The organism is Rhizobium sullae (genome assembly GCF_025200715.1).
Classification (GTDB): Bacteria; Pseudomonadota; Alphaproteobacteria; order Rhizobiales; family Rhizobiaceae; genus Rhizobium; species Rhizobium sullae.
In genome coordinates this window covers 3,807,246-3,824,272 of sequence record NZ_CP104143.1, presented here as the reverse complement: position 1 = coordinate 3,824,272, position 17,027 = coordinate 3,807,246, and the positions used below count along the sequence as shown (strand labels likewise).

The 17,027-nt window shown below is 59.0% G+C and carries 19 protein-coding genes and 1 tRNA gene; 7 read left to right on the top strand and 13 right to left on the bottom strand.

Translation table 11 applies throughout. The features are described 5' to 3' along the window. The first annotated feature begins 8 nt into the window (after window positions 1-8). The 3 genes from N2599_RS18885 (at window position 9) to N2599_RS18875 (ending at window position 1,485) form a co-directional block, all read left to right on the top strand. A complete protein-coding gene (locus tag N2599_RS18885) occupies window positions 9-698 on the top strand; it encodes a helix-turn-helix transcriptional regulator (protein WP_027513586.1) in 690 nt (229 codons plus the stop codon). A 64-nt stretch (window positions 699-762) separates the two neighbouring features. After that, a complete protein-coding gene (locus tag N2599_RS18880; RefSeq protein ID WP_027513587.1) occupies window positions 763-993 on the top strand; it encodes a hypothetical protein in 231 nt (76 codons plus the stop codon). A 123-nt stretch (window positions 994-1,116) separates the two neighbouring features. Then, window positions 1,117-1,485: a VOC family protein gene (locus N2599_RS18875; RefSeq protein WP_027513588.1), complete on the top strand. Its 369-nt coding sequence runs from the start codon at window positions 1,117-1,119 to the stop codon at window positions 1,483-1,485. Between the two features lie 36 nt (window positions 1,486-1,521). Here the strand turns inward: N2599_RS18875 and N2599_RS18870 are convergent, their stop codons facing one another. Further along, a complete protein-coding gene (locus N2599_RS18870) occupies window positions 1,522-2,382 on the bottom strand; it encodes a prephenate dehydratase (protein WP_027513589.1) in 861 nt (286 codons plus the stop codon). 11 nt (window positions 2,383-2,393) lie between these two features. Next, window positions 2,394-3,149 (bottom strand): 3-deoxy-manno-octulosonate cytidylyltransferase, encoded by a 756-nt coding sequence (locus N2599_RS18865; protein ID WP_027513590.1) that lies wholly within the window; start codon window positions 3,147-3,149, stop codon window positions 2,394-2,396. Window positions 3,150-3,303: 154 nt separating this feature from the next. Between N2599_RS18865 and N2599_RS18860 the strand changes: the two genes are divergently transcribed. Beyond that, window positions 3,304-3,888: a c-type cytochrome gene (locus tag N2599_RS18860; RefSeq protein WP_027513591.1), complete on the top strand. Its 585-nt coding sequence runs from the start codon at window positions 3,304-3,306 to the stop codon at window positions 3,886-3,888. Between the two features lie 59 nt (window positions 3,889-3,947). Here the strand turns inward: N2599_RS18860 and N2599_RS18855 are convergent, their stop codons facing one another. Together N2599_RS18855 and ltrA are read right to left on the bottom strand one after the other, a co-directional pair. Further along, window positions 3,948-4,895 (bottom strand): AEC family transporter, encoded by a 948-nt coding sequence (locus N2599_RS18855; protein ID WP_027513592.1) that lies wholly within the window; start codon window positions 4,893-4,895, stop codon window positions 3,948-3,950. Between the two features lie 165 nt (window positions 4,896-5,060). After that, window positions 5,061-6,320: a group II intron reverse transcriptase/maturase gene (ltrA, locus tag N2599_RS18850; RefSeq protein ID WP_260307469.1), complete on the bottom strand. Its 1,260-nt coding sequence runs from the start codon at window positions 6,318-6,320 to the stop codon at window positions 5,061-5,063. 932 nt (window positions 6,321-7,252) lie between these two features. Here ltrA and N2599_RS18845 point away from each other — a divergent pair. Next, entirely contained in the window at window positions 7,253-8,245 is a 993-nt protein-coding gene (locus N2599_RS18845) for an adenosine kinase (RefSeq protein WP_027511934.1), read from the top strand. Here N2599_RS18845 and N2599_RS18840 read toward each other — a convergent pair. Then, entirely contained in the window at window positions 8,238-8,777 is a 540-nt protein-coding gene (locus N2599_RS18840; protein WP_027511935.1) for an SH3 domain-containing protein, read from the bottom strand. The two genes, N2599_RS18845 and N2599_RS18840, sit on opposite strands and share 8 nt — an antisense overlap. Before the next feature lie 186 nt (window positions 8,778-8,963). Between N2599_RS18840 and N2599_RS18835 the strand changes: the two genes are divergently transcribed. Further along, window positions 8,964-9,965, top strand: coding sequence for a 2-hydroxyacid dehydrogenase (locus N2599_RS18835; RefSeq protein ID WP_027511936.1), 1,002 nt, complete (start codon window positions 8,964-8,966; stop codon window positions 9,963-9,965). Here the strand turns inward: N2599_RS18835 and N2599_RS18830 are convergent. From N2599_RS18830 to N2599_RS18805, 8 genes are all read right to left on the bottom strand, one after another. Then, window positions 9,962-10,435, bottom strand: a complete 474-nt coding sequence (locus N2599_RS18830; RefSeq protein ID WP_027511937.1) for a GNAT family N-acetyltransferase — start codon at window positions 10,433-10,435, stop codon at window positions 9,962-9,964. The genes N2599_RS18835 and N2599_RS18830 overlap by 4 nt on opposite strands. Beyond that, the gene (locus N2599_RS18825) at window positions 10,432-11,256 is read right to left on the bottom strand and encodes a molybdopterin-synthase adenylyltransferase MoeB (protein WP_027511938.1); all 825 of its coding nucleotides are present in this window, start codon (window positions 11,254-11,256) and stop codon (window positions 10,432-10,434) included. Before N2599_RS18825 ends, N2599_RS18830 begins: the two co-directional genes overlap by 4 nt. After that, window positions 11,253-12,377 carry a DNA replication/repair protein RecF gene (gene recF, locus N2599_RS18820; RefSeq protein ID WP_027511939.1) on the bottom strand — a complete coding sequence of 375 codons (1,125 nt, stop codon included), beginning with the start codon at window positions 12,375-12,377 and terminating at the stop codon, window positions 11,253-11,255. Before recF ends, N2599_RS18825 begins: the two co-directional genes overlap by 4 nt. Before the next feature lie 1,371 nt (window positions 12,378-13,748). After that, a complete protein-coding gene (locus tag N2599_RS37850; protein WP_375714128.1) occupies window positions 13,749-13,946 on the bottom strand; it encodes a DUF6804 family protein in 198 nt (65 codons plus the stop codon). Window positions 13,947-14,112: 166 nt separating this feature from the next. Beyond that, window positions 14,113-14,397: a DUF5334 family protein gene (locus N2599_RS18815; RefSeq protein WP_244915023.1), complete on the bottom strand. Its 285-nt coding sequence runs from the start codon at window positions 14,395-14,397 to the stop codon at window positions 14,113-14,115. Further along, window positions 14,388-14,495: a YHYH domain-containing protein gene (locus N2599_RS37615; RefSeq protein ID WP_100772115.1), complete on the bottom strand. Its 108-nt coding sequence runs from the start codon at window positions 14,493-14,495 to the stop codon at window positions 14,388-14,390. Before N2599_RS37615 ends, N2599_RS18815 begins: the two co-directional genes overlap by 10 nt. 943 nt (window positions 14,496-15,438) lie before the next feature. Further along, a tRNA-Ala gene (locus N2599_RS18810) sits at window positions 15,439-15,514 on the bottom strand. A 148-nt stretch (window positions 15,515-15,662) separates the two neighbouring features. Then, window positions 15,663-16,046, bottom strand: coding sequence for a TIGR02300 family protein (locus tag N2599_RS18805; RefSeq protein ID WP_027511942.1), 384 nt, complete (start codon window positions 16,044-16,046; stop codon window positions 15,663-15,665). A 293-nt stretch (window positions 16,047-16,339) separates the two neighbouring features. On the opposite strand from N2599_RS18805, the gene cmk reads away from it, so the two are divergent. Further along, window positions 16,340-16,984: a (d)CMP kinase gene (gene cmk, locus N2599_RS18800; RefSeq protein WP_027511943.1), complete on the top strand. Its 645-nt coding sequence runs from the start codon at window positions 16,340-16,342 to the stop codon at window positions 16,982-16,984. The last annotated feature ends 43 nt before the right edge of the window (window positions 16,985-17,027 follow it).

The window sequence follows — 17,027 nt, the reverse complement described above, 5'->3', positions numbered from 1 at the left end:
CTGATGCGATGGCGCGCTCGGAACGCCTTCTGACCCTGCTTCAGACATTGCGGCGCTACCGCCGTCCGGTGAGCGGTGCCGTCTTGGCGACGGAAACAGGCGTCAGCATCCGCACACTCTATCGCGATATCGCCAGCCTCCAGGGGCAGGGCGCCCTGATTGAAGGCGAACCCGGCATCGGCTACGTTTTGAAGCCCGGCTTCATGCTGCCGCCGATGATGTTTTCCCAGGACGAAATCGAGGCACTAGTCCTCGGTTCGCGCTGGGTCGCCCGCGCCGCCGATCCGCGTCTTGCTGCCGCCGGCGCCGACGCGCTGGCGAAGATTGCGGACGTCCTGCCGCGCGAGATGCGCGACGAGATCGACACCTCGACGCTTCTGGTCAATTTCCGTCCTCGCTTTGAGGACAAGGCCGATCTCGGCATCATCCGCAAAGCGATCCGGGCCGAACGTATTCTTAAACTGACCTACACGGACGAAGGCGGCGCGGTCACCGTCCGCCGCGTCTGGCCTTTCGCGATCAGCTTTTTCGAGCAAGTCCGCGTCATGGTCGCCTGGTGCGAGTTGCGGCAGGATTACCGCCACTTCCGCACTGACCGCATTGTCGAAATAGCGCCCCAGGAGCTGCGCTATCCGCGACGGCGTGCCGTTCTTCTCAAGGAATGGCGCGAGCAGCAGGACGTCCCAGCAGAGACCTGAGGATACTGCCATAAACTGACAGTGGTCAGCGTTACTATCGGACCAATCCCAAACCGGAGGACCGATGATGACGACCCTGAATCCCACCCGATCGACGCACGGAAATCGAGTTGCCGAGGACACACCCAGACAAGCGAGATATCCGCAATCTCTAATGCTGCGAATGATGCTGAACGCATCGCGCAGGATGGTGCGGAGCCGCTATCCTCAGCTCGATCTCGATGCGATGTCCGATTACATGAAGCGCGATATCGGGTTCATGGACTGGAACCACCCGCACCACGAGAGCAACTGAATTCACCACGCCGCCTCACCGACGTAGCGCCGCCGCATCAACGGCGGGTTCAGCGCTTGCCGTGGCCAATGGCCGGCAAGCGCTGAATCTGTGCAAACAATTCCAAATACGAGGGACAACGATATGACCAGCCCGAATCTCATCATTCTTTACGTCAAGGATCCCGCGGAAAGTGCGACCTTTTACAAGGATCTACTCGGCCGCGAACCCGGTGTCGCCGCACCTAATTTCGTCGCGTTTCCGCTCGACGGCGGCTTCACGCTCGGCCTTTGGCGGCGCAGCACGGTCGCGCCGCAACCTTCCGCGATCGGCAATCGCGGCGAGGTTGCCTTCATGGTGGCCGGCGAGAATGCTGTTGCCAAACAATACGAGGATTGGCGAAGACGCGGCCTGCCGATTGCTCAGGAGCTGACGGATCTCGATTTCGGCCCGACCTTTGTCGCGCTCGATCCGGACGGCCACCGGTTGCGCGTTTGCGAACCGGACAAGTAAAAGACAGGAAGAAGGGCGCCCGCAGGCGCCCTTCTGTCACTTGTGCAGTTGGCCCCGCATCGGATGGCCCGTGTAGACGCCGAGAATGCGGACATTCTCCGAAAAGAACCGCAACTCTTCCAAAGCCCGGCGCACATGGGCATCGTTCGGATGGCCTTCGATATCGGCATAAAACTGCGTCGCCACGAATTTGCCGCCGAGCTGATAGCTTTCGAGCTTCGTCATGTTGATATTGTTCGTCGCGAAACCGCCGAGCGCCTTATAGAGTGCAGCCGGAATGTTTCGGACGTTGAAGACGAAGGTCGTGACGATCTTTTCTTCGTCGGAGCCGCGGTTTGCCCATTCTTCGTCGCGGGAGAGCACGACGAAGCGGGTAACATTGCTCTCCGTGTCCTCGACATTTTCGGCAACGATGTCGAGGTGATAGAGCTCGGCTGCAAGGCGCGGCGCAAGCGCCGCCATGGTCCGGTCGCCGGTTTCCTTGACGAGCTTCGCGGCACCAGCCGTATCTCCTGCGATCACCGGCTTCCAGCCATTTGCGCGCACGATCTTCCGGCATTGGCCTAGCGCATGGATGTGGCTATGCACGGTGCGTATCTCGTCCTTCAAAACGCCGGGCAGCACCATCAGCTGAAAGCGGATCGGCATGAAGTATTCGGCGATGATGTGCAGCCGCGACTCCGGTAGGAGATGATGAATATCGGCGACCCGGCCCGCGATCGTGTTTTCGATCGGGATCATCGCAATATCGGCTTCGCCATTGTCGACCGCCATGAAGGCGTCTTCAAAAGTCTGGCAAGGCAACGGCTCCATTGTCGGGAACATGTCACGGCAGGCCATGTCGGAATTCGCGCCGAATTCGCCTTGAAAAGAGATTCGGTTGGTCTTGATGTTCATGACGATGTCCTTCATGCCTTCCTTGCCGAAAGAATGCGGCGGGCTTTCTCGAGATCGGCTGGCGTATCGACCCCAAGCGGAACGGTTTTAACGATTTCCACGTCGATGCGCATGCCTGCTTCCAGCGCGCGAAGCTGCTCCAGCGATTCGCGTTTTTCGAGGACCGACGGGCCAAGCGAGACATAGCGTTCGAGCGCTGCCCGGCGATAGGTATAGAGCCCGATATGGTGATAGAGGGGACCGTTACCGTATGGCGCCGTTGCTCGGGTAAAATAGAGCGATCGTAGCCGCGTCTCGGAGATCGGCGATCCCACGACCTTGACAATGTGCGGCGCAGTCTTGTCTGCTTCATCGTCTATAACCACCGCGAGCGTTGCGATGTCAGTCGTCTCGTTTTCCAATGGACGCAGCGACGCACGCACTGTCTCGCGATCGACGGTTGGCAGATCGCCCTGAACATTGACGATGAATTTCGCGTGGCCTTCAGGATCCACCTTCGTCAGAGCCTCATAGATACGATCGGACCCTACCTGATGGTCCTTGCTGGTCATGACGACTTCAAAACCGGCTTTCGCGACAACGTCAAATACCTGCTGATCATCGACCGCGACGACGACGCGTCCGATCTCCGCTTCCTTCGCCCGCAAAGCCACCTGGACGATCATCGGCAGTCCGCAAATATCGGCCAGCGGCTTGCCGGGAAGGCGGGTGGACGCCATGCGGGCGGGGATCAGAACCAGCACGTCATCTAAATTTGAACCTGTCATCGTTCGGACCTTCTATTCCAGGCAGGAAAGTGTCAAAAAGTCTCACGTACAAGACCATTTAGACAGTTGCAACGAATTGCCAAAAGACATAGGTTCCGCGCGATTTCAAGATGGTGCCTTTTAGGGTCTGCCGACTGCACGGGGAGCATTGCAGATGAATTCTTATGTCAATATGGGCGTTGGGGCGCTGCTCGGAACGATTTTCGTCCTGATGTCAGTGTCGATCGCGTCCGAAGGGATCTTCCACTCCGAAGCGCCGGAGAAGGAAGGTTTCGCCATTGTCGCAGAAGAGGCGCCTGCTGCTGGCGGTGGCGGTGGCGGTGAGGCTGCACCCGCAACTGTAACTCCGATCGCCAAGCTTCTTGCCAGCGCGGATGCCAAGGCTGGCGAAACGGTATTCAAGAAGTGTCAGTCCTGTCATGACGCGACGAAGGGAGGGCCGAACAAAGTCGGCCCGAACCTCTATGGTCTCGTCGATCGCCCGATCGCTTCGCATGAAGGCTTTGCCTTTTCTTCTGCCATGAAGGATTTCTCCAAGGGCGGCAGCGAAAAGTGGACCTTCGATCACCTGAACCACTTCCTGCTGGCACCGAAGAAGCAGGTTCCGGGCACGGCCATGGGCTTTGCCGGTCTGCCAAAGGAACAGGACCGCGCGAACGTGATCCTTTACCTGCAAACGCTTGCAGACGCACCGGTTGCGTTGCCGGATCCGAACGCGCCGGATACCGTTACGCAGTAGTCCTGCAAGCTTTCCGACGGAATCGAGAGCCCGGCCGACGCCGGGCTTTTTTGTTGCAGTCAAGCGCCGAGCAGGTAGGCCCAGAGCGAAACCGAAATGGCGCCGAGGGCCGTCGTAACCGTAATTGTGGAGGCTGCAAGGCTGTGGCCAACGCCGAAACGATTGGCGATCAGCCAGGCATTGACACCAGTTGGAACAGCGGCGATCAACACCAGTGCAGCGGTCCAGCTGCCGGTCAATCCAACCAGATGACTTGCAGCCCAGACGCAGCATGGAAGCAACAGCAATTTGAAGGCAGATGTGACGCTGGCAATGCCGACATTGCCGGAGACACCGTATCGTTCAAGCGCCATGCCCAGCGATACCAAGGCGACAGGTCCAGCGACGCCGGCCAGCTGGTCGACAATGGATTCCACCGGAGCCGGCATTGGGAGGCCTGCAAGGTGCACCGCGGCACCTGCGGCGAGACCGATAACGAGCGGATTGCGGACAAGATTGAGACCGATCTGGCGAAAGAGGTTGAGTATGTTGCGTTCGCCCTTGCCCGCAATCTTGCGCTCTGCCCGCTCCATCATGATCGTGCCGATGATCATCATGACGGGCAGGTGCACGGCGATCAGGATGGAAAGCGGCACCAGGCCCTCATTGCCGACGGTGCGTTGAACAAGCGGCAGGCCGACAAAAATAGTATTGGCAAATGCCGACGAAACGCCGGCGAGCACGCCGATGCGATCATCACGGCCAAAAAAACGTGTCGCAGCGATGTGGCCCGCGGTCCAGGTCACCGCAACGCCGGAGAAATACGCGATCCAGAGGCGAAACGGCGAAGCGCCATGAAAATCCGCTTCGGCAATCGTGCGGAAAAGGAGCAGCGGAACGGCAATCTTGAAAACGAACTCGCTCAATGCGTCGCCGACATCCGCCTTCATCAGTCCGGTTTTGACGATCAACCAGCCGATCAGGATCATGATGAAGATGGGAAGGACGTCGAAGATGATGGCTGTCATGCGGAGGGATGCCTTGCGCGGGGATACCCTGCTCTACCAGCAAAACTTCTTCGTTGACAAATGGATTGGCAAAGAGATGTGCGGATGCTGGCGGATCGGGTAGGAGGGAGCCTTACGGCATCCCTCCTCCCACACCACCGTGCGTACGGTTCCGTACACGGCGGTTCATCGAGCGTGATTTAGGCGTTGGAGCTCCTGCTGAAGTGAGATCAGCCCGAGTTGGTCAAAGAAGGCCTTGCGGAAGGCATCGTTCATGTGGCTGGCCCCGGCGTTCCACCAGGGACCGCGGCCATTGCCGGCCGATTCACATGCACGCTCTTCCGTCAGGCCTCGTTGCCTCAGCCGCATGGCGCGCGTAGCTGATCGCTTCCATTGCCGCCATAGGATGCAGCGCAACCGGCGCCGCAGCCAGCCATCAAGCTCCTCCAAGACCCCTTTGCCTTCGGTCAGCCGGAAGTAGGCCATCCAACCCCGCAGGATCGGGGCGAGGTCCTTGATGGTGGCGCCAAAGGCGCGACCGCGCCCTGCGCGAAACGCCCCCTTCAACCTGTCCCGCAGCCGCTTCACACTCGGCGCCGCAATCAATAAGCGTGGCGCTTTATGGGCGGTCATGGTGTAGGCAAGAAAGGTGCGCTTCCATGGTCGGTCCACGGCGCTTTTGGCGCCATTGACCGTGAGCTTCAGCCGCTCGGCGAGGAAGCGGGTCAGCGAGGCCATGACCCGCTCGCCGGCACGTCGCGACCGCACATAGACATTGCAGTCGTCGGCGTAGCGGCAGAAGGCATGACCGCGCCGTTCCAGCTCCTTGTCGAGATCATCGAGCAGGACGTTCGATAGCAGCGGCGAGAGTGGACCGCCTTGCGGGGTGCCCTCGCTGCGTGCCGTTTCGATCCCGCCCGTCATCAGCCCGGCCTGCAGGTAGCGGCGGATCAGCCGCAGCACCCGCTTGTCCGTGACCTTGCGTGCCACGCGTGCCATCAGGACATCGTGGTTCACTCGGTCGAAGAACTTCTCCAGATCAAGGTCGACCACGAAACGGCGGCCATCGGCGACATGTGACCGGGCGGCAAGAACCGCATCGTGGGCGCTCCGCCCCGGCCGGAAGCCGTAGGAGGAGGCAGAGAAGTCCGGGTCGAAGATCGGCATCAGCACCTGATGCATCGCCTGCTGGATAAGCCGGTCCAGAACGGTCGGGATGCCCAATTGCCGCATCCCTTTGCCGCCGGGCTTGGGGATTTCCACCCCGCGCACCGGCGCCGGCCTGTAGCGGTCCGCCAGCAAGTCTTCCCTGATGTGTGGCCAGTGCGTCGCGAGGTAAGGCTTCAGTTGGTCCACCGTCATCTTATCGACGCCCGGCGCACCCTTGTTCGCTACCACCCGGCGGTAAGCCGCCATCATGTTCTCGCGGCTGAGGATCGTCTCCATCAGTCGCTCATTCGCCTCCGGTCGAGAGGATGACGGTCCTGCCGTGGTGTCTGATGCACCCAATGCCTGCCCTCGCGGCTTCCGGCCGCTACTCTCGGCATGGGCACGGAGCATCTCAACTCCGTCTTCTGCGTCTGTTCTCACCATCGAAAGACCGGTCTCCGTCCGGCACTCCATGTTCAGCCCTTCACCGCTTGGTCCGGCTACTACGGCGTCTGCTGACTTCTGCCGCCCCGTCCCGACGCCTTTCGACGCCGGTAGCCCACCTGAAACCAGGGGCAGGTCGGCAGACCTCCCAGGGTAAGACGCGTGACCTTCGTGCCAAATACCTGTCGCATCTACGCCCGCACCCTCCGGAGTGATATCGGGCTTCGGGTGTTGTGGCCCCCTCGCCCGGATGCGGACGCCTCATATGCGCTTCCTGTTCGTCAGGCCGGCACTTTGCCTGCAGCTTCCTTCAGACCCCGCCTCGCGGCGACGCCCTTGCTGTTCAGCTAACGGTTCCCATCACCAGGGCCCGCAGAGGACTCTCACCTCCAAGTCAGCGGCCGGATACCACCCCGGCCAAACGGTGCTCACGCACCACGCGCCATGCCTGGCGCACCACAAACAAAAAAAAAGCGGGCACGGCCCGCTTTTTCGCATCCGGACTTGCCGGACACCCGGTTCCGGTGCTGCCAGTTCATCCGTGGTCAGCGCCTGCTCCGGTACAGTCGAAGGGCTTCATTCCCTTCTCATCCGGCTGCAACCCAACGGTTGCTCATGCCGGCCTGCTTCTGAAGATATTTAGAAACCCAAAGTGACAGTGGCATGACGGATCGGCGCCATTTTTGCGAAGAAATAGGCCGCCGACCTGCGTTTTTTCTTCCAAAGCCCGGAAATTCCGGTAAGACCGGACCCCGGCAATCATCTAATCCGGAACCTTCCCTTTCATGACCAAATTCGATGTTCTGACTGTCGGCAACGCCATCGTCGATATCATCGCGCGCTGCGACGACCAGTTCCTCATTGACAACAACATCACCAAGGCGGCGATGAACCTTATCGATGCCGAACGCGCCGAACTTCTCTATTCGCGTATGGGACCGGCACTCGAAGCTTCGGGCGGCAGCGCCGGCAATACGGCCGCGGGCGTTGCAAGCCTCGGCGGCAGGGCCGCCTATTTCGGCAACGTCGCGGAAGATCAGCTCGGCGAGATTTTCGCCCACGACATCCGGGCGCAGGGCGTGCACTACCAGACGAAACCAAAGGGCACGTTCCCGCCGACCGCCCGCTCAATGATCTTCGTCACCGACGATGGCGAGCGCTCGATGAATACCTATCTCGGCGCCTGCGTCGAGCTCGGCCCGGAAGACGTCGAACCCGATGTCGTGGCGCAAGCCAAGGTGACCTACTTCGAAGGCTACCTCTGGGATCCGCCGCGCGCCAAGGAGGCGATTCGCGAATGCGCCCGTATCGCGCATGAGAACGGCCGCGAAGTCTCCATGACGCTTTCGGATAGCTTCTGCGTCGATCGCTACCGTGCCGAGTTCCTCGAACTTATGCGATCCGGCACCGTCGACATCGTGTTCGCCAACCGGCAGGAAGTGCTCGCACTCTATGAAACGGACGATTTCGAGGAAGCGCTCAACAAGATCACCAAGGATTGCAAGATCGCGGCCGTGACGATGAGCGAAAACGGCGCCGTTATGCTGAAGGGTAACGAGCGCTGGTATGTCGATGCAATCCGCATCAAGGAAGTGGTCGATACGACCGGCGCCGGCGATCTCTTCGCGTCAGGTTTCCTTTATGGTTATACACAGGGGCGGACGCTGGAAGATTGCGGCAAGCTTGGCTGCCTTGCAGCTGGGATCGTCATCCAGCAGATCGGACCGCGGCCGATGAAATCGCTTTCCGAAGCCGCCCGCGACGCGCAGCTTATTTGAAGGCTTCGCCCGGGTAAGCGCCCCAGATTTCCGACTGCGCCACCCAACCTTCGGCGCCGTCGGCTTCGGCATGACACCAATCGCCATTGCATTCGGCGATATGGATCATCACACCCGGCTCCAGCTTGGCGACGACCGTCGCCGACGACTGCGGCTCACGGCGCATGTTGACATAGACGAACTTGCCCTTGCCCTTCATCCACGGTGCAGCAACCGCCGCGCGCTGACCCGACAGCAGCGATTGGTTGACCCAGCCTTCCGTGCCATCCGCATCGCGGATACGGCGCCAGTTGTCGTATTCCTGGATAATCTCGACCGGCAGGCCTGCCTTCAGATACATCCACGACGCGGCGTAATCCGTGCCGGGGCCGATGCGCAGATTGACACGCTTCGATTTCAACGTGACGAACCGCGGAAGCGGTAAGCCGCTCGGGCCCTTTGCCACTTGCGCATACGCAGGTTCGACGGCTTCCGCCGCAAACATCAGACCAACCGCAAAGACGAGGCAGACCTTCAGATATTTTCCACGCATAGAGGCTTCCGTTCGCTCAAGTTCGCCAGCAGATCCAGCCTGCTTTGCCGCCGGTTTGACATTCACCTAACGCTACCCGCGAGTTTTGTTTGTCTTCGCGTGCGGGTCTGGTAGAAATTGCCCGAGACGGGAAAATTATCCCCCGTCTTGGTTAAGGACCTCTGAACAAGGCATGGCCGAGCCGCGATGACATCGAAGAAAAAACCGAAGGTTTACATCACCCGGAAACTGCCGGATGCGGTGGAAACCCGCATGCGGGAGCTTTTCGACGCCGAGCTCAATATCGACGATTCGCCGCGCTCCGTTGCCGAGCTTATCGAGGCTGTAAAAACAGCCGATGTTCTTGTGCCGACGGTAACGGACCGCATCGATGCGGCTCTTATCGAGCAGGCTGGGCCGCAGATGAAGCTCATCGCGAGCTTTTCGAATGGCACCGACCACATCGACGTCGAGGCGGCAGCCCGCAAGGGCATTACTGTCACCAACACGCCGAATGTTCTGACCGAGGACACAGCCGACATGACCATGGCGCTCATCCTCGCGGTACCGCGGCGTCTCGGTGAAGGTGCACGGGTGCTTACCGACAAACCCGGGGAATGGGCGGGATGGTCACCGACCTGGATGCTCGGCCGGCGCATTCACGGCAAGCGCATCGGCATTGTCGGTATGGGCCGGATAGGCACGGCTGTCGCGCGCCGCGCCAAGGCATTCGGCCTGTCGATCCACTATCACAACCGCAAGCGGGTCAGCCCGGCGACCGAGGACGAACTGGAGGCGACTTATTGGGAAAGCCTCGACCAGATGCTGGCGCGGGTCGATATCGTCTCCATCAATTGCCCTTCGACGCCGGCGACCTTCCATCTGATTTCCGCGCGGCGCCTCGCGTTGCTGCAGCCAACCGCCTATATCGTCAACACGGCGCGCGGCGACGTCGTGGATGAAGCCGCCTTGATCAAATGCTTGAGGGAAGGAAAGATCGCCGGCGCCGGCCTCGACGTTTTCGAAAACGAACCTGCCGTTAACCTGAAGCTCGTCAGGCTTGCGAACGAGGGCAAGGTGGTGCTGCTCCCGCATATGAGTTCGGCGACGATCGAAGGCCGCATCGACATGGGCGACAAGGTGATCATCAACATCCGCGCCTTCATCGATGGCCACCGCCCGCCGAACCGCGTGTTGCCCGGCCGTTAAGTGGCGAGAACCTTGCGCATTTCGATATAGGTAACGCGATCGAAGCCCGGATGGGATTTTTCGGCCGTCTTCTCAAAACCCCAGGCGGCAAAGACGGTATGGTTGTCGGTCAATTCGATACGCGTATCGAGCCGCAGCGTGGGCAAACTGCGCGCTTTCGCAATAGCTTCTGCGAGCTGCAGCAGCTTCCTGCCGACGCTCTTACCTTGCGCCTTCGGCGCGACCGCGAGTTTGCCGAGGTAAAGACACTCCGGTTCAGGCCTCAGAAACATGCAGCCAAGCAAATCCTCATCTTCAAGCGCAACGTAGCCGATTTCGTTTGTCGCCTTTTCGGCAAGCGATTGCAGTGTCAGGCTCAGGGCCGAAGACGGCGGGTTGATACGGCCATTCATATAGGCGAAGGACGAGAGGATCAGTTGCAGCAATTCGTTCCAGCGACTGAAACTCTCATCGATCCGGACGATCCTCATGAAGCGCCCGGCTCTTGCGTGCGGCGGCGCTTGTAACGGACGGTTTCGAAGCGGGCGGCAAGCGCATCATAGAGCAGCAATCGGCCAACCAGCGGCTCGCCAGCGCCGGTGACGAGCTTAATCGCCTCCATTGCCATCAGCGTTCCGATGACGCCGGTGAGAGCGCCGATGATGCCGGTTTCGGCGCAGGCGGGAATGAGACCCTCCGGTGGGATTTCGGGAAAGAGGTCGCGATAGGTCGGGTTGAGCGCACCATCTTCAGCCCGCTCGTAAGGTTTCAACACAGTCAAAGAACCGTCGAAACGGCCGACAGCGCCGCTGACGAGCGGAATTTCCGCCTGCTCGGCTGCATCGGCTGCAGCGTAGCGCGTTTCGAAATTGTCAGATGCATCGATGAGGAGATCGAAGCCTGAGAGATGGCGGCGGGCGGACTCCGGCGAAAAGCGCTCTTCGAAGCGGATGATGTTCACATGCGGATTCAGCCGCGCAATTGCAAAGGCGGCACTCTGCGTCTTCAATTCGCCGATGGTGCCCGAATCATGGATGACCTGGCGCTGGAGGTTGGAAAGCGAAACGCGATCATCATCGGCAATGCCGAGCGTGCCGACCCCGGCGGCTGCCAGATATTGCAAAACTGGTGCGCCAAGACCGCCTGCACCGATCACCAGCACACGGGCGGCCTTCAGTCTTTGCTGGCCCGTCCCGCCGATTTCCGGCAGCAGGATATGGCGTTGGTATCGGGCGATTTCTTCCGGGCTCAGAGGTTCCATGGGCGCGATGCTATCATGGCCCGAAGGCGCGAGGAAAGCAGCATCGGTCATTTGAAAACCCGGCTATCGGCAACCGTGAAAAACTGTCCGCGGTCGCCAAGGACAGAAAACATCGAGCGATCGGTGCCGGTCATGAAGGCTTGGCCGCCAAGCGCATCGATGAGATCGAAGAGCGCGGCGCGACGCCCCTCGTCGAGATGGGCAGCGATTTCGTCGAGAAGCAGAACCGGCGCATGCCCAGTGAGATTGGCGACAAGCTTGGCATGCGCGAGGATCAGGCCGACCAGCAGCGCCTTCTGTTCGCCGGTCGAGCAGCGCTCCGCTTCCATCTGTTTCTCGCGATGTCGGACGAGCAGGTCGGCCCGGTGCGGACCGTCAAGTGTGCGGCCAGCGCCGGCGTCGCGATAACGGCCTTCGGCAAGCATTGCAGCATATTCGTCTTCGAGATCGACGGAAGGCCGCTCGAGCTGGCCATCCATGAAGCCGGAAAGCTCAAGCGCGGCGGAGGGAAAGGGCGAGGTTTCGCGCGTTTCCTCGATAAGGCGGGCAATCAGGCCGAGCATTTCCTGACGTGCAAGCGCCATGGCGATACCGAGGCTCGCCATCTGCTCTTCAATGCCAGAGAGCCAGGAGGGGTCGAACCGACCTTCGTCCAGGAGCTTGTTGCGGCTGCGCATGGCGCGCTCGAAATCGCTGGCACGGCGCCCATGGGCCGGGTCGAGCGATAGCACGAGCCGGTCGAGAAAGCGGCGCCGGTCTGAAGATCCGCCGGTAAAAAGGCCATCCATGGCAGGCGTCAACCAGAGCACACGCAGGTGATCCGTCAGCTCGTCGACCGTCTTGGCTGGCGTGCCGTTGATGCGCAGCTTGCGGCCGGTATTCTCGTCACTGATGTCTGTCCCGGTGCCGATTTCGACCTGGCCTTCCATGCCGTTAAGCTCAGCGAAGACCGAAAACCCTGACGAAGCCCCGACGCGGGTGACATCGGAATAAGTGGCGCGACGAAGACCGCGCCCCGGCGAGAGGAAGGAAACCGCCTCCATGAGATTGGTCTTGCCGGCACCATTGTTCCCCGTCAGCACGACATGCCGCTCGTCGAGCACGAGCGAAGCTGCAGTATAATTGCGAAAATCGGTCAGCTTCAGGCGGGAAAGAGAGACCTTGTGGGGCATCGAATATCCGGATTCAGGGCGTCGGGGCAGAGCTATGCCGAAGTGGGGTGAATGGCAAGGGTTGGAGGTGACGGCCGCGTGCTTGACTGTTGCGAAGATCGCCCGCCGAAGGCCACCCCCTGGACAGCCGGCCGATCATCTTTTCTCTCGGCACAGAACCTTAAAGAGCGGCAATTTGAGAGCTGTAGATTGCCCCTCCATGAACCGCGAGCGGGGACGCTATGAGCCATTTCCATAATCCACATGGTTCCGTTGGCTCGCCTCTTGATATCGCTTGTACTGCTCATAGCGTTCACGAGCAAAGAATTGATATCTGGCCCGTCTTGCTTCGTCCGCCCAATCGTCAACAATACGAGTGAATTTGACCTCTTCTCCCATCACCATCCACCGGGACGAGACATAGCGCTTCGGTTCCCACACAGACTACCGTCCGATGCCCTGTCGTAATAAGAGTAGCAGTTACCAGGATATCGCGGCGGCGGGTTATAGTACCCACCTCCTCCGCAGTTATTGTTGGCGCAGACTGCGACGGCCGTCCCTACGAGCGCAACCGCCACCAAAGCAGCAGCAGCTTGCCTCTGCTGGATCAGCATCTGTTGGCATTCCGGAATGCTTATCCCGCGCCGGCTCAGCTCTGCCACGAGCTGCTGTTGAAACAGCGGGTCCTGCGTCTCCAATACTGTCTTGCAGAGCGCCGCCTTGCTTACCGCGGACGGTTTTTTGTTGAAGTCGGCTTGCGTTGTTGTGCAGCTCGCCAGCGCGACCGAAATCGCCACAGCGCCGAAGCGCTGAGCCATATAACTCGTTTTCACGGATAACCCCTCAGTTGCCCGAGGTGAGCATCGCAGAAATTGTTGCGACGTCAAATTGTAGGTTAAGATATCGTTAATGCAGCCAGAAGGGGAAAATCTGCGACCGTGCTACGCCGACTAAACTGACAGAACCGACGAAATTAGGTTTTGTCAGTTAATCAGTTTGTCGGAAGGGTCGAAGATAGAAGGTCCCGCTCCTCGGGTATTTCTTCTTGCTTTGAGGGTAATTGTTGTAAGGGGTGGAGTTCGTTCTCTTCGAAAGAGCCATCCATTGGAAAGAACGCCCCGATCAGGAAAAGCACGCCGCCGAAAAAAGGCAGGCTTGCATCATCAGCCCCGTTCCTTTCAGGGCTGCGAATATGCAAGTCGCCCAAGCGCGGCCAAAATCGAAAATGCCATCCACCCAAGAAATCTGAAATCTTTCGACGGGATCCGCTGCACTCAAACACGGCCTCGTTCGTTCTTCTCTTTTCCGAGGCTGGTGGCGACAAGGATGGGGAAAGCTAGAACGCCGGCAGAGATAAGGAACTCCCAGTTTCCCCGTGGCCCGTCAGGCTGATCAGCTTGCCGCTGAAGTCGCCTTCCTGAGAGCTAGATAGACGAACAAGCAACCAGACAGCAGGTCTATTGGTAGCCAGACCGCACGGCTGAAGCTTACGGGTATCAGGGGATTGAACAGGATGGCCACCAGCCCCATGACGACCACCTCCCAGCTTACCGCTGCCCCAGCCTTGAACGCAGTGTACGCGCCAAACACAGCAGACACCGTGACGACCAATCGCAGAAGCGTGTATAGCCATAGGGTAACGGCAGGACAGCCAGCACGAGGAACGCTGCCGGTATGAGCAAGTAGTTTCTCGTCTGGTTTGCCATGACCGTCCCCATCATTCGATGTTGAGTTGAGGCGCGCAGGGGCCTGCCGCTTAGTCTTCCATTTCCAACGTTCGGTACTCACCGGCCTCAGAGTCGTAGACTTCTACTTCTACCGAGCCTGCCCCTCGCGTGATCGACTCGACATCAACATCGCGATATTCACCTGAACCGGAGTCGTAGATTTCAATGGTCTGGCCAGACCGAACGAGGTTCCCCTTTCCGATCTCAACAGCGTTTCCAGTTGCTGCATCGACACCGTCCCAAGCGTAAGCCGACAACGGCCGCACGAGGCTGATCGCTACTAAAGACGCCAGCTTAACGGCGCTCAGTGGCAATGGTAGCCTCCATTCTTTCTGTCGTTATGACACCCGTTACTATCGGTGCCCCCGCCGTGAGCATAAACCGGTGTAACGGCAGAAACGAAGATCGTCATTGCTGCAAGTAGTTTCAAAAACATCAGTACCCCCCAATCTAAGTTTAATGTACGGCTGTCACTGTCGACATTTAGGTTGCATTGTCAATATCACAAATAACCTACAAGTAGTTCTCATCTTATTCCCAAAGTTGCCAGCGTGATCATTACAGGGCTTCTTAGTGTGCCCTCTGTCACATGCATTCCACAGGCTAAGCCGCCACGGTAGAAGCGGGGTGTCGTCCTTTTTTTTGCTGCCGTGCCTCGGTTTATGCTGACGTTTCTTGCAACCGAGTCCTGCGCTGGTTACGATTCTGGCAGCAAATCAAAGCGGGGTAATATTTCGAGCATGAAGAGGGATGTAGTGCTGACGTGGCTGGTCTGCCTGTCAATCGCGGGCTTTCTAATATGGGCTGGCGTGAGCGATAGGCGGAGCGGCGGCTACGATGATGACGATGCCTACTAGTCTCGAAACTTAAAAACATGAACAAAGATCGACTTGTTACTCGTCTAAGAATACCCCGGCGGACTGATAAGCACCGGGGCATGCCTCACTGCTGTCCGACTCCGACCGAAAAAAGACGCGGAGCCAAGGAGCCGATTGGGCAAACCTCTTACATCCAAAAGACGCAGGCGAACGCTGTTTTGCTAATCGACTACGGTCACTAACCCGGACCTGATCGCTGGCTCAATAAGCTTGCTCGGCCCACCACGGGCTCAGGTGAGTCGCGGAGGTCAAGGCCTGAGTGCTTTTTTCCTCTGACTGCGCCTGCTACTTCGAAGTCGTGGACTTCGTCGAGGGACAAGCACCCTCTCGTCCGGTATGAAGACGCGATCAGCCCCGATGGAAGGCAGTCACCTTTTCGGCCGGGAGTCCGCGCTTTCCCGGTGCTTCCCACAGACGCAGATCAATAGGTAATGGTAGGCATCAATAGCCTAATTGCCTGATTTATTTGAGGGAAATTGGTGGAGCTAAGCGGGATCGAACCGCTGACCTCTTGCATGCCATGCAAGCGCTCTCCCAGCTGAGCTATAGCCCCATCAGGGTGGCCCGGCATCTTTCCGGTCCTGGGATACTTCGGAGGCGTTTGCCGTTCGAAGTGGCGGCTTCATACTTGCGGTTTTCGCAGATGGCAAGCCTAAAAAGCCGGCCCGGAGTTTTTTTGTCGTCCGGGCCGCGCATTACGATCAGACTTCGTCTTCGTCGCCGGTGACGCCGATGATGTCGCTCATGTCGTCATCTTCGTCATCTTCGTCGGCTTCGAGGAAGGTGTCGTCGTCATCGCCTTCGATTTCGACGTCGTCATCGCCGATATCCGGGATATCGTCGCCGGATGCGCCTTCATCAGCGTCCTCGAGCGATACGAGTTCGACTTCCGTGCTCTCGGTATCGACTTCCTGCACCTCGTCTTCCTCTGCGAGCTCGGCCGCCGCAGCCGAGGTTTCCTGGAAGAAGGACAACGGATAGGACTTGCCTGTATAAGGAGAAACGATCGGATCCCGGTTCAGGTCATAGAATTTCTTGCCGGTTTCCGGATCGGTACGCTTGGTTCCAAGTTCCGCTTTCGCCACTATAAGCCTCGTGAGAATGGCCGAATGCTAAATTCGGCAAATGCCGTTCAAACCGGCGTTCCATCGGAATTTATAAGCCGGTCCCCATAATCGTTGCTGCCAATGATGTCAAAGCCAAATTTCACACAGCAATCAGCATCGTGAAATGAACGTCAGATGACCGGCAAATAACATTGTGTTAGGTAGCGCCAGAAACGACAAGCCAGCGAGAAGCAGATGTATCAACCGTCCCATTTCAGGGAAGATGATCTGGCGACCCAGCGCCAGCTGATCGGCGGCCTGAAAGGAAACCATTGAGCAGGACATTTACGATCGCCATCGACGGACCGGCAGCGGCGGGCAAAGGCACGCTTTCGCGGCAGATTGCGGACGAATACGGCTTCCACCATCTGGATACCGGACTGACGTATCGGGCGACAGCGAAGGCGCTGCTCGATGCGGGACTGGCGCTTGATGACGAACAGGTCGCAGAAAAGATGGCGCGCGAGGTTGAACTTGGCGGGCTGGATCGCGATATACTTTCGAAACACGAGATCGGCGAAGCCGCCTCGAAGATTGCCGTGATGCCTACAGTACGCCGGGCGCTGGTGGAGGCGCAGCGGCGTTTTTCGGAGAAGGCTCCGGGAACAGTGCTCGACGGACGGGATATCGGCACCGTCGTGTGCCCGGCTGCGACGGTGAAGCTCTATGTGACGGCTTCCCCGGAGGTGCGCGCCAAGCGCCGCTACGAGGAGATCATCGGCAAGGGCGAAACGGCGGATTTCGATGCGATCTTCGAGGACGTGAAGCGGCGCGACGAACGCGATATGGGACGGGCTGACAGCCCCTTGAAACCAGCGGAAGACGCGCACTTGCTTGATACGTCGGAAATGAGTATAGAGGCCGCGTTTCAAGCTGCGAAATCGATCATCGACGCGGCATTGAGCCGAAATAACTGAATTCGAGCGATTTGCCGTGCTTTTGCCGGGAAGCGCTTTACTA

Excerpts from the sequence above, each read along its gene's own strand:
- N2599_RS18855 (WP_027513592.1), bottom strand. The coding sequence starts at position 4,895 with ATGACAGCCATCATCTTCGACGTCCTTCCCATCTTCATCATGATCCTG.
- recF (WP_027511939.1), bottom strand. The coding sequence starts at position 12,377 with ATGCCCCACAAGGTCTCTCTTTCCCGCCTGAAGCTGACCGATTTTCGC.
- N2599_RS18830 (WP_027511937.1), bottom strand. The coding sequence starts at position 10,435 with ATGAGGATCGTCCGGATCGATGAGAGTTTCAGTCGCTGGAACGAATTG.
- N2599_RS18845 (WP_027511934.1), top strand. The coding sequence starts at position 7,253 with ATGACCAAATTCGATGTTCTGACTGTCGGCAACGCCATCGTCGATATC.
- N2599_RS18880 (WP_027513587.1), top strand. The coding sequence starts at position 763 with ATGATGACGACCCTGAATCCCACCCGATCGACGCACGGAAATCGAGTT.
- N2599_RS18860 (WP_027513591.1), top strand. The coding sequence starts at position 3,304 with ATGAATTCTTATGTCAATATGGGCGTTGGGGCGCTGCTCGGAACGATT.
- N2599_RS18840 (WP_027511935.1), bottom strand. The coding sequence starts at position 8,777 with ATGCGTGGAAAATATCTGAAGGTCTGCCTCGTCTTTGCGGTTGGTCTG.
- N2599_RS18870 (WP_027513589.1), bottom strand. The coding sequence starts at position 2,382 with ATGAACATCAAGACCAACCGAATCTCTTTTCAAGGCGAATTCGGCGCG.
- N2599_RS37615 (WP_100772115.1), bottom strand. The coding sequence starts at position 14,495 with ATGACGATCTTCGTTTCTGCCGTTACACCGGTTTATGCTCACGGCGGG.
- N2599_RS18835 (WP_027511936.1), top strand. The coding sequence starts at position 8,964 with ATGACATCGAAGAAAAAACCGAAGGTTTACATCACCCGGAAACTGCCG.
- N2599_RS18825 (WP_027511938.1), bottom strand. The coding sequence starts at position 11,256 with ATGACCGATGCTGCTTTCCTCGCGCCTTCGGGCCATGATAGCATCGCG.
- ltrA (WP_260307469.1), bottom strand. The coding sequence starts at position 6,320 with ATGGAGACGATCCTCAGCCGCGAGAACATGATGGCGGCTTACCGCCGG.
- N2599_RS18875 (WP_027513588.1), top strand. The coding sequence starts at position 1,117 with ATGACCAGCCCGAATCTCATCATTCTTTACGTCAAGGATCCCGCGGAA.
- N2599_RS18885 (WP_027513586.1), top strand. The coding sequence starts at position 9 with ATGGCGCGCTCGGAACGCCTTCTGACCCTGCTTCAGACATTGCGGCGC.
- N2599_RS18865 (WP_027513590.1), bottom strand. The coding sequence starts at position 3,149 with ATGACAGGTTCAAATTTAGATGACGTGCTGGTTCTGATCCCCGCCCGC.